The following is an 11,686-nucleotide window of genomic DNA, read 5'->3' on the forward strand; positions in this document are numbered from 1 at the left end:
GAAGCGCTTAAATATAAATTATAAGGCTAAAGGTGAGGAGATTATGAAACTATTGAAAAGAGCTTTTTCTCTATTGCTCATTGTTTTACTTATGCTAAGTTCTATTCAACTATCTAATAATGTCGGGCATGCAGCAGCTAGATCAAATAACTTAGTGACAAATGGTGGATTTGAAACGGACTTTTTTGCAGACAAAACATGGAGTATCGAAAAGACAGAAAATGTTGATGTTCAACATTTTCTTTATTCAAGTGATACATGGATGACTGTTGATGAGGGTACAGCTGCGCTAAAATATTGGGTGAAGGATACAGCATCAGAAAAACTGACCTTTACAATTAAGCAAACGATTCCAAGTCTACCGGCAGGAAGCTATGAGCTTTCAATAAGAACAATGGGTGGAGAAGTAGCCGAGAAAGGTACTGTTAAGCTATTTGCTGGAAATGAGGAGAGTGAAGCAATAGCAACTTCAGGCTACAATGCATGGGGAACAATTACATTGCAATTCGACCTCAAAGAAGAAACATCAAATCTACAAATCGGTGCGATTGTCAGTGGAGAACCAAAGGCATGGGGGTACTTAGATCAAATGCGTTTAATCTCCAATCAAAGTCATCTGCCTGAACCTGTGGAAGCAGATATCTTTGTTGAAAGGGTAGATGGAATGAATGAGGATTTTATAAAAGGTGTTGACGTTTCTAGTATTATTTCCTTAGAAGAAAGTGGAGTGAAATTTTACAATTTTGAAGGGAAAGAACAGGATATCTTCACAACATTAAAAGAGGCTGGAGTGAATTATACGCGTATTCGTGTCTGGAATAATCCGTATAATTCGGAAGGCAACGGTTATGGTGGGGGAAATAACGATTTAACGAAAGCAATAGAGATTGGAAAAAGAGCAACAGAAAATGGGATGAAGGTTTTAATAGATTTTCATTACTCTGACTTTTGGGCTGATCCTGCGAAACAGCAAGCTCCAAAGGCATGGAAAAATTTAAGTTTTGAAGAGAAGAAAAGCGAGGTTTATACCTATACAAAGGAAAGTCTGCAAACATTGTTAAATGCAGGAATTGATATTGGAATGGTCCAGGTCGGTAATGAAACAACTGGTGGATTTATTGGTGAAACAGATTGGACAAAAATGAGCCAATTATTTAATGAAGGTAGTAGAGCAATTCGAGATTTAGATTCCGAAATATTAATAGCGTTGCATTTTACAAATCCTGAAAAGGCAGGGAGCTATCAATTTATTGCTGAAACACTAGAGAAAAATCAAGTTGATTATGATGTTTTTGCAAGCTCTTATTATCCTTTCTGGCATGGGACATTAGACAATTTAACAACTGTTTTAAAGTATGTTGCTAATACGTACGGAAAAAAGGTGATGGTTGCCGAAACATCTTATACATATACAAAGGAAGATGGGGATGGACATGAAAACACAGCCCCAAAAGACTCGGGGCAAACGTTAAATTATCCAATTACAGTTCAAGGGCAGGCAACTGCAGTAAGAGATGTGATTGAAGCTGTCGCAAATGTTGGGGATGCGGGTCTTGGAGTCTTTTATTGGGAACCTGCATGGCTTCCGGTTGGGCCAGCAAATAAATTAGAGAATAATAAGGAGCTTTGGGAAAGATATGGCTCAGGCTGGGCAACAAGCTTTGCCGCTGAATATGACCCTGAGGATGCAGGGCATTGGTATGGCGGGAGCGCAGTGGATAACCAAGCATTATTTGATTTTAATGGAAAACCTCTTGCATCCTTAAATGTGTTCAAATATGTAAACACGGGAGCAAAGGCACCATTAACAATCGATGAAATTCAGGATATATTTATCAGTGCAATAGAAGGTGAGAACATACCATTACCAGAAACAGTAACTGTACGTTACAACGATGGAAGTGAGGGGACGGTTCCTATAACATGGGATCGCAAAGCACTTGAGGAGGCAATCTCTAATGGTAATGGGGAGTATAGCATTGAAGGAACTGTTGAAGGTGGGCAAATTGTTACAGCACATCTAGAAATTAAACCGAAAAACTTTGTGGTTAATCCAAGTTTTGAGGACGATAACCGTAGTATGTGGGAGATTTCATATGAAAATGGATTATCACCACATACTGACTTTCTACACAATGCGTCCGATGCAAAATCCGGTAATTATTCACTTCACTTCTATTCACCTGAAACAGTAGGATTCCGCGTTGAACAGAGGATAACAGGGTTAGAACCGGGTTATTACAATTTGGCAATGTTTGTTCAAGGTGGAGATGCAGAGGAATCTGAGATGTTTCTTTATGCAAATACGAATGACGAACAATACAAGGTCGAAACATCAGTAAATGGCTGGGTTAATTGGAGCAACCCAGTGATAAAAAATATACTTGTCTTAGATGGAACAATAACAATAGGAGCGAGTATTAAAGCGAATCAAGGTGCATGGGGAAGCTTAGATGATTTCTATTTATACCGAGTTGGAGATAGTATTGAAGACAACCCGGAAACTCCAATGGAAGAAAAGCCGGAGACTCCTGCTGAGATTAAGAATCCGACCACACCTATAAGCAATGACAACCACGCTCAAATACCTGAGCAAAACAACGGAAACTCAGAGAATGAGGGGAAGAATCATAAGAATCATATAGATAAGGAAACAACGAAACAGCAAGAGAAGAAAGCTGAAAAAGGGGAATCATTACCTGTAACGGCCACTGCTTCTTATAATATGCTGTTACTTGGTCTTCTATTTATTGGAATAGGAATAACCTATAGATTGGTGAAAAAGAAAAATAAATTACAAGAAAACAAGTAAATTTTAGAGTAGGAGGAAGGATCTTTATGATTTCTTCTTCCCTTTTTATCTATTTTTGGAAGATAATACAAAATAGTAATTGCTTTCTTCACAATAATACTGTATGATGCATAGTATACGATATACAATAATATAAATCAGATAATAATGGAGGTGCATCAGTGGAGGAAATTCTTCATTCACTTACGACAGAATTAAGAAGAGGAACCTTAACCCTCGCTGTTTTAAGCCAATTAAAGACACCGCAGTATGGATATTCACTTGTTCAATTATTAGAGGAAAGCGGGATATCAATAGAACAAAGCACCTTATATCCATTGCTCCGAAGGTTAGAAAAACAGGAGCTTGTCACAAGCAGCTGGGATACGACAGAAACACGGCCAAGAAGATATTATGTTTTAAGTGAGCTAGGTAGTGAGGTATTAGCGCAGCTAAAGCTGGAGTGGGAAAAGATGTCTGAAGAGCTTTACAATCTTTTAAGAGGGGAAGATGGTTCATGAAGATGATTGACCTTTATATTCAAGAGGTGACAAAAAGGTTGCCTGACAAGAGCCGTGAGGATATTGCTTTAGAATTGCGATCGACAATTGAAGATATGCTTCCGGATGACTATACGGAGAAGGAAGTCAAAGCGGTCTTAATGAAATTGGGAAACCCAGCAAAGTTAGCAAATAATTATCTTGATAAGCCGAGATCTTTAATTGGTCCAGCTTATTATGGGATCTATCTAAATTTACTAAAAATGATTTTGCCTATTGCAGCATTTGTAGCCTTGACAGTCGTTATAACGGACCATATTGTTTCTTATGACGGTAAAGAGGCTGTATTGAATGTCATTTTAGATGTAATTGGATTAGGAATATGGAGGATGATAGGAACGGCTATTCAAACCTTCTTTTGGCTAACAGTTGTTTTTGCAATTATCGAAAGAGTTGACCCAGTTCATAAAAATTCTCTGATGACAGGAAAAGAGTGGACACCAGATGATTTAGAGTTGGTTCCATATATAGATAATGAGAAAAGGATTCCAAGCTTTGAAGTATTCGGTGGTCTACTCTGGACCGCCATATGGGCAATCGTCTTCTTTAGTGCTTCAAGCCTTGTTGGGATTTATGAAAAAGGTCCAGAAGGATTAGTGTTTGTTACACCAACGTTTAATCAGGACGTTTTGCATGCTTATTGGCCATTAGTAGCAGTTGTGATTGGATTTGAACTAGCAAATTCAATTTGGAAATATATCACACGGCATTGGACGATAAAATTAGCGGTATTTAATTGTTGTTACCAATTTATATCATCAATTGCTTTTGTGATTATTATTACGAATCCTCGCTTGGTTCTTCCGGAATTCAAGGATTATATGACAGAGGTGTTATCATTAGGAGCTAGTTGGGAGACATGGACTTTATCGGTGGCCATTTTCACTTATATTTTATTTGCTGGGATAGAAGCGGCAAAAGGAATAAGAAAAGCAAAATCAAATAAAATGACAAACTCATCTTTAACAAAAACATTATGAATTGGTTCAATGCTTTATTTTAAATCGATTAAAATAAAGCATTGATCATCACTTTTACAGTTATTTATTACTAAATTATCAAGTGTTTGGGCTATTTTCCCTTTTAGGTTTAAAAGAGGTGCCGACCGATTGTTCTCCATTAATCTACTTAAGTGAGTGGAGTCTAACGGTTCTGTCACACCGTTACGTAGCAAGATGTCATGGTTCATGAATAAAACCCCTTTAAGTGAATACTTATTCCAACTGTAGTTTTACAAAACTATTAATAACCATGATACCACTTACAAAATAAAAAAAGGTGGTTTTGTTACATAGACATATAAAAGCTCCTAATCAAATAGGAGCTTTCTAAGATTACAATGCTTCTTTAATGACACGTTTATAATAAAGTACAGATAATATGCCAAATATCGAATATAGCATCGTGTACACGACCATGACGATTATCATTGGTGCCCATACTTCTGTACCGAATAAAAACCAACCAGATTGCACGGCGAAATAGCTATGGAACAAACCGATAACTAAAGGGATACCAAAATTATAGATTTGCTTTAATTGAATACCTTTAATTAAATCCCCTTGAGTAAAGCCTAGCTTTCTTAAAATCGTATAGTTACCCTTTTCTTCTTCACTTTCATCCATCTGTTTAAAATATAAGATACATCCAGATGTAATAAGGAAGGCTAATCCTAAAAAGGCAACGATGAACATGATGAGACCCATGTTGCTTTTTTGGTTTTTACTCATTTCAAGCTGAGATGAAGCAGTAGCTGTATACGTTGGTTCATTAAATAGCTCGTCAGCCTTTTCTAACTCTTTTTCATCCTTAATATTAATGCCGATATAAAGAGATGTATCTAGTTGGATCTCAGGATTTATATCTGTCTTCAAACGCTCAAATATTTTTTCGTCAACAATGGCAAGGGGAAGACCTCCATTTGCAAACGTGTATGGAACAATATATTCTTTCTCTAGCCCTAGGAAGGTTAGCGGGATTTCTTCTTTAAGACCAATGAAAGTAACGTCTCCTGCCTTTTTAAACGACATAAACCTCTGTAATAAGTCACTATAACCAGTGAAAATTGTTTCATCCTCAGATATATTAATATGATCAACTGACTTATCACTAATAACAGGTATCACCATTTTATTTTCATCAAAGTTCACTTCACCCAAATTAATATTTGAAATATCCTTTATATTAGCTTCAACTTGAATAACATCAATTACCTTTTCAGAGAAGGCAATGTTATTTTTCTGTAATAGATTTTTAAAGCTATTTGCATCTTCATGACTGGATAAGGCGAAATGAGATGGTACATTGTCTTTTGCTGATTTTTCTGCTGAATAATAGGAAATGTAGCTTAGTGATAATAGGCCAATTGCTAATGCCGAAACTGTTGTAATAATCGTTAACAGTAATGCATTGGATTTCATTCGAAACATAATAGAGGATAGAGATAAAACCTCATTAATATTTAAATAACCATCTTTGCTTTTTCTTATGATATTAGCGAGAAAGCTAACAGACCCTTTATAAAACAGGTAAGTCCCAATAATAACTGATCCTAGAATAAAAATCATAAGGAGAAATAGTTTATTACTGGATGTATAATCTCCATCAAAAAGTCTTGAAGACACATAGTACCCTAACAAAATTAAAATTAAACCAATTAAGCCAAGCGTCATTTCCAAAAAGGATATCTTTTTCACTTTATCTTCAGTTGCTGATGTTACTTTAAATAAGGACAAGATAGTTTGCCTTTTTATAAATCCGTAATTCATCATCATAATAAAAAAGTAGATAAAGAGAAAAACGATTAACGTTTGGATGAAGGCCGGGCTAGAAAAGTGTAAGCTTGCAAGCTCTTTAACTTCAATGATTTTAAATAAAATCATGAGAATAAGCTTTGATACGGAAAATCCGACGATAATCCCAATTAGTAATGAACTAAAATATAAAATAAAATTTTCCACCGTTAAAATGCGGAAGATTTTATTTTTTGTCATTCCAATTAATTGGAATAAACCAATTTCCTTACTTCGTCTTTTAATGAAAATCGTATTTGCGTATAAGAGGAAAACCGAAACAATGACAACAAGTAATACTGATGCAGCACGAATCGAGGCAGCACCTTTAATTGAACCCTCAACTTCATCCATTGATGGGTCATATTGTAATGTAACAAAAGAAAAATACAAGGCAACACTAAAAATTAATGCAAAAACATATAAGAAATAGTTTTTTAGATTTTTTTTCAGATTTCGGATGATAAGCTGATTGATGTTCATGCTTTAACCCCACCTAAGACACCTTGTGTTTTCATAATATCCTGGAAGAAAATCTGTCTTTCTTGGTTACCTTTATTTAATTGCGTGTAAATTTGCCCATCTTTAATGAAAATGACTCGGCTGCAATAGCTCGCGGCAACAGGGTCATGTGTTACCATAATAATCGTTGCTTTTCGTTTATGATTTAAGTCACTTAGCTTGTTTAAAAGGTCGGAAGCAGATTTTGAATCAAGGGCACCTGTTGGTTCATCAGCGAAGATAATGCTTGGCTCATGGATGAATGCTCTAGCTGCGGAAGTCCGTTGTTTTTGTCCTCCTGATATTTCACTCGGATATTTATCCTTTAAATCATAGATGCCAAGCTCATTTGCTAGCCCTTGAAATTTTTCTTCCGCTATTTTTTTGGGGGTTTTTGTAATTGATAAAGGTAATAAAATATTTTCCTTTACTGTGAGAGTATCTAACAGATTATAATCCTGGAAGATAAAGCCAAGGTGCTGTTTACGGAATTCTGCTAGCTGCTTCTCCTTCATCCTTGTCATTTCTTTCCCCTCTATCACAATAGAACCTTGGCTTAGATGGTCGATTGATGAAAGAACATTAAGAAGAGTAGTCTTTCCGGAGCCAGACGCACCCATAATACTAACAAATTCTCCATGTTCAATCGTTAAATCAATCCCTTTGAGTACTTCGTGTTTATTAAGTTTATTTCCATAGCTTTTATGAATTTTGTGAGCTTCTAATATATTCATTTTTAGTTTCCAACTCCTTTTATAATAGGTTTTGCTAAATATGTCCGCACACTTTTGCTAGTAGGAGTTCGCTTTCCGTATGCCACATTCACCTGAATTTATCCTAATTATAAATGGGATAATCGAGTATTTCCTTTTATTATCCTAACAATTGAAAAAAGCATGTGACATTTTTGTCACATGCTCATCATATTGTCGAACTCATTTTTCTTTGGAAATGTTAAGGTTACCTTTGTTCCCTTATTGAGTTGGGATTGTACATTAATATCTATTAGCAAAGGCTTTGCGACTTTTTTTGTTAAATAAAGTCCCATTCCTGTTGAAGAATGATCAAGATGATTAGTTGTTGAAGTAAATCCTTTATCAAAAATTCGCGGTAGGTCTTGTTGGTTTATTCCTCTTCCGTAATCAACTATTTCTAAAATAGTCCTGTCATTTTTGCTATAGCTACGAATTAAAATATCAGACGAATCACTATATTTAATTGCGTTTGTTAATAACTGTCTTACGATAAAGGCTAGCCATTTACCGTCACTGAGCACTTCCTTTATTTCAAGCTTGATATCAAAGCCGATACCTTTTTGAATGCACCAGGATTGCAATGCTTTTATCTCTTTAAATACTAACTGCTTTAAATCAACCATTTCTACGTACAAATCGTTTTCTATAAAGGCCGAGCGCTTTTGATGAAGCTGCTGATCAAGCAGAAGATGGATTCGAAGCCATTCATATAAAAGCTGTGATTTAAGGGTTCCGGGCTCTAAGCGTTCAATCATTAGATGCATTGCGGTTAAAGGTGTTTTAACTTCATGAATCCAAGATAATAGCTCATCCTTTTCCTGGTCTAGTGCTAGCTGATTTTGTGAGGCAGTCTCTTTTAGCTGCTCTGTCTGATTTGTTAAATGGGTAACGACCAATCTTGTAAATGGTGTATTTGCTGTATCAATGCTAGCTAAATCAAGACTATTATCCCAATCCTGTAAGCTTTTATAAAACTTTATCTCTTTAAAGTAACGGACCGTAAGAAAAATGGCAAAAACTATGAACGATAAAAAGACAATATAGAGCAATGAAGAAAACGGTATAGTTGGGTCGAGATAACTTATTAAGAGAATAAGAATTTGCTGGAGGATAAAAAGAAGAATCCAGCTTTTTCTTTCGAGGATAAATTCCTTTATCATAAGAAATTCTCTTCCTTTGCTATATATCCTTGGCCAACCTTCGTTTCAATATATTTACCTAATCCAAGCTCATCTAATTTTTTTCGTAATCGATTTACATTTACAGTCAACGTATTGTCGCTAACAAATCGTTCATCATCCCATAGCGCTTGAATTAGTTCTTCACGACTAATAATTGTATTTTTCTTTTCAATTAATTGCTTCAAAATAAAGAGTTCATTTTTTGTAAGCTCTACTGTTCCAAGATCATTAGAGACACTATTACGTTCAAAATCGACAGTCGCTCCGCACCAGCTTTTAATTGCGATTGGCTCGTTATTATAATCATGAACACGTCGAAGGATGGCTTGTATTTTGGCGATAAGCACATCAAAATGAAATGGCTTTTGAATAAAATCATCTGCTCCAAGCTGCATGGACATGACCATTTCTGTAGGATGATCCCGTGAAGATAGGAAGATGATTGGAACATTAGAGTGAGCACGAATCATCCGGCACCAATGAAATCCATCATACTTTGGTAATTGAATATCAATAATGACTAAGTCAGGTTTAATTTTCGTGAAATCCTCCATCACTTTATTAAAGTTTGAAATTCCATATACTTCATAGGACCAGCTCATTAGTCTCTCTTTTACTTCCTCAAAAAGAGTTTTATCATCTTCTATTAATAATAGTTTAAACATCATCTCACCACACATTTTTACTTAATCGATATATAAATTGTATAGCAAATCATGGTAATCTGCTATACAAGATAACGTATTAGGATATATTGCAACTATTTTATCGGTCATTAGTATTCCAAATTGGCGAGAATGATTTTATTGTTTGATTTAAAAGTCAATGAGTAAAGGAGGCGACTAACCTCCTTTTTTTACTACTTTTTAACAAACTGATAATAAAAAGATTCAGGAGGAATTAGCTTAGCTAATGTATTAGAGCAGCTTTGAAATTCTGCTAATACTTTTGCGCCAATCCAGTTTCCTGGTAAATAATCGGGTGGAAGCATTGGATCCACTATTAATAGCTCATGGATAACCTCAATTAGTTCTAAATAGTGGATAAATACATAAAGCGGATGTAATTGGTCGCTTTTGTTGTATGAACTTACTTTATGCTTAAAGTCATGTAAAAACCAATTGTACTTTTCTTCGTATAACGCATGGATCTTATCCAATTCCCATATTGTATCAGCCTTAAAGATGCCAGAAGATCCTTCAACACTAACTCCATTTAAAATAAATTCATTGCTAGATAGAAGTGTGACATAATTCTCAATCTCGAGCGTGTCAATTAAGGAAAGAAGCCGTTCTGTTATATTCCAAGGGTATATATAAACACTTTTATATAAAGAGCCAAAGCCAAGCTGCAAAATACTTCTTCTAAATAAATCTCTCTTTTTTCTCTCTGTTTCGGGTATTTCAATTATTGCAATATACCACTTTTTATCCCAGCTTTCTGTATAATAGTTCCGCTTAGAATAGAAAGATTGGATAGTCTCAATTCCTAATGAAGTAATTTGATAGAAAGCTCGTTGTGGGGAGGTTATAAATTGGTCCTTCTTTAACTTCGTAAGTACATTTCGAATCGTTTGTTGTGTATAGTTCATTTGTTCAAAGATAGTGATAAGTGTCTTTCCTTCCATTTTTTCTACCTTCGAAATTAAATATAAAAGTTGTTTCTCAATATTCACCTTGTACACCTCCACATTAAATAATAAAGAATAAACGAGTGTTTTCAAAATGTTATTTTTTAAATGATCGTTTAATTGAAGTTGACAGGAAATGGATAATTAATATAATATTAAAAATAACGAACGTGCAAATTTAAATTATATTAAGTGGGGAGAGTTATATTTATGAAGTATCTTGATAAAAATGAAGCAAAAATAGATTATTTAAATGCATATGAGAGAGGTTTAACATTATGGCCTCTTCCATACTCCTTAAACTATGTAAAGACCTCGTTTGGAAGTACACACATCATCGACAGTGGAGATAAAGCGAAACAACCATTATTGTTGCTCCATGGAGGAAGTATGAGATCTACAATGTGGTATCCTAATGTACTCTATTGGAGTAAACATTATCGGGTTATTTGTATTGATATTCTTGGTGACAAAAATAAAAGCATTCCTAAAAAGCCATTTATCAATCGAGAATCGTATTCTGTTTGGTTAAAGGAGGTAATGGATAGCTTGCAAATTGAAAAGGCAAGTTTAGTTGGGTTATCTTATGGAGCTCTTCATGCATTAAATTTCGCTCTGCATTTTCCAAATAGATTAAATCGAGTTGTTCTTATGAGTCCTGCTGAGTCATTTCTATCCTTTAAGCCTGAGTTTTACTCATATGCATTTGGAATGGTACAAAATGAAGAGGGAGTTGACCAATTTTTGGATTGGATATTTGCTAATCGTTATCGGCTTGATGAAAAAATGAAGAGTCAACTAGTAGCTGGAATGATGTGGGTAGAAAAGGAAAGGGATACAAAACCGAAAGATAACGGGTTTCCTTATGTTTTTACTGATAAAGAACTTACTTCTGTTCAAGTTCCAATCCTTTTATTAATTGGTGAACATGAGGTAATGTATAACCCTATTGAAGCGTTGGAAAGAGCAAAAAGGTTTGTACCACAATTAACTGCCGAACTTATCGCAGGTGTTGGGCATCTAATGTCGATGGAAAAGCCGGAGCTCATCAATAAAAGGGTTTTAAGCTTTTTAACTTCTGAATGATTCTATTTATGATAAAAAATATAAAAATCCTCTTTACATACCTTAGGGGGGTATAGTATTATTAAGTCAACGAAATAAAAATAATTTAAATTGACATAATAGGAGAGGATAAATGATGGAAAAAGTAACATTACATGTAAGCGGGATGTCATGTGGACATTGTGTGAAAGCAATTGAAGGGTCTGTAGGCAAATTACAAGGTGTTGAAAAGGTAGCAGTCGATTTAACTAATGGTAAAGTCGATGTTGAGTACAATTCTTCTGACCTGTTACTCGAGACTATTAAGGAGACAATTGAAGACCAAGGATATGAGGTTGTCTAATATAGATAGTTGTTTTATTGTTTGAGTGAACGTGCATAACTTGTGCACGTATTCTTTTTATAAAAAAA

10 protein-coding genes and 1 pseudogene are annotated in these 11,686 nt (G+C 35.0%); 5 read left to right on the top strand and 6 right to left on the bottom strand.

Going from position 1 to position 11,686, the window contains the following annotated elements; genetic code table 11:
* The first annotated feature begins 43 nt into the window (after nucleotides 1-43).
* The 3 genes from ACTJJ9_RS11915 to ACTJJ9_RS11925 all read left to right on the top strand — a co-directional run bounded on the left by ACTJJ9_RS11915 (nucleotide 44) and on the right by ACTJJ9_RS11925 (nucleotide 4,331).
* Nucleotides 44-2,812 (top strand): glycosyl hydrolase 53 family protein, encoded by a 2,769-nt coding sequence (locus ACTJJ9_RS11915; RefSeq protein WP_145582556.1) that lies wholly within the window; start codon nucleotides 44-46, stop codon nucleotides 2,810-2,812.
* Nucleotides 2,813-2,973: 161 nt separating this feature from the next.
* The gene (locus ACTJJ9_RS11920; RefSeq protein ID WP_095303230.1) at nucleotides 2,974-3,312 is read left to right on the top strand and encodes a PadR family transcriptional regulator; all 339 of its coding nucleotides are present in this window, start codon (nucleotides 2,974-2,976) and stop codon (nucleotides 3,310-3,312) included.
* On the top strand, nucleotides 3,309-4,331 hold the full coding sequence (locus ACTJJ9_RS11925) for an HAAS signaling domain-containing protein (RefSeq protein WP_095303231.1): 1,023 nt from the start codon (nucleotides 3,309-3,311) through the stop codon (nucleotides 4,329-4,331). The genes ACTJJ9_RS11920 and ACTJJ9_RS11925 overlap by 4 nt, the downstream gene beginning before the upstream one ends.
* A 14-nt stretch (nucleotides 4,332-4,345) precedes the next feature.
* Here ACTJJ9_RS11925 and ACTJJ9_RS11930 read toward each other — a convergent pair whose 3' ends face one another.
* From ACTJJ9_RS11930 to ACTJJ9_RS11955, 6 genes and pseudogenes are all read right to left on the bottom strand, one after another.
* Nucleotides 4,346-4,540, bottom strand: a complete 195-nt coding sequence (locus ACTJJ9_RS11930) for a hypothetical protein (RefSeq protein WP_095303232.1) — start codon at nucleotides 4,538-4,540, stop codon at nucleotides 4,346-4,348.
* 145 nt (nucleotides 4,541-4,685) lie between these two features.
* A complete protein-coding gene (locus ACTJJ9_RS11935) occupies nucleotides 4,686-6,626 on the bottom strand; it encodes an ABC transporter permease (RefSeq protein WP_145582557.1) in 1,941 nt (646 codons plus the stop codon).
* Nucleotides 6,619-7,378 (bottom strand): annotated as a pseudogene (locus ACTJJ9_RS11940) (ABC transporter ATP-binding protein); the annotation flags it as partial. The gene ACTJJ9_RS11935 and the pseudogene ACTJJ9_RS11940, both read right to left, overlap by 8 nt.
* Before the next feature lie 176 nt (nucleotides 7,379-7,554).
* Complete coding sequence (locus ACTJJ9_RS11945; RefSeq protein ID WP_095303235.1) at nucleotides 7,555-8,559, bottom strand: sensor histidine kinase; 1,005 nt, start codon at nucleotides 8,557-8,559, stop codon at nucleotides 7,555-7,557.
* Entirely contained in the window at nucleotides 8,556-9,245 is a 690-nt protein-coding gene (locus ACTJJ9_RS11950) for a response regulator transcription factor (protein WP_095303236.1), read from the bottom strand. The genes ACTJJ9_RS11945 and ACTJJ9_RS11950 overlap by 4 nt, the downstream gene beginning before the upstream one ends.
* Before the next feature lie 194 nt (nucleotides 9,246-9,439).
* Nucleotides 9,440-10,255, bottom strand: coding sequence for a PaaX family transcriptional regulator C-terminal domain-containing protein (locus ACTJJ9_RS11955; RefSeq protein WP_095300414.1), 816 nt, complete (start codon nucleotides 10,253-10,255; stop codon nucleotides 9,440-9,442).
* A 165-nt stretch (nucleotides 10,256-10,420) separates the two neighbouring features.
* On the opposite strand from ACTJJ9_RS11955, the gene ACTJJ9_RS11960 reads away from it, so the two are divergent.
* Together ACTJJ9_RS11960 and copZ are read left to right on the top strand one after the other, a co-directional pair.
* Entirely contained in the window at nucleotides 10,421-11,296 is an 876-nt protein-coding gene (locus tag ACTJJ9_RS11960) for an alpha/beta fold hydrolase (RefSeq protein WP_145582559.1), read from the top strand.
* Nucleotides 11,297-11,411: 115 nt separating this feature from the next.
* Nucleotides 11,412-11,618 (top strand): copper chaperone CopZ, encoded by a 207-nt coding sequence (copZ, locus tag ACTJJ9_RS11965; protein ID WP_145582560.1) that lies wholly within the window; start codon nucleotides 11,412-11,414, stop codon nucleotides 11,616-11,618.
* Nucleotides 11,619-11,686: the final 68 nt, after the last annotated feature.

This window comes from Metabacillus sp. 22489 (assembly GCF_052044855.1).
Lineage (GTDB): Bacteria > Bacillota > Bacilli > Bacillales > Bacillaceae > Metabacillus > Metabacillus niabensis.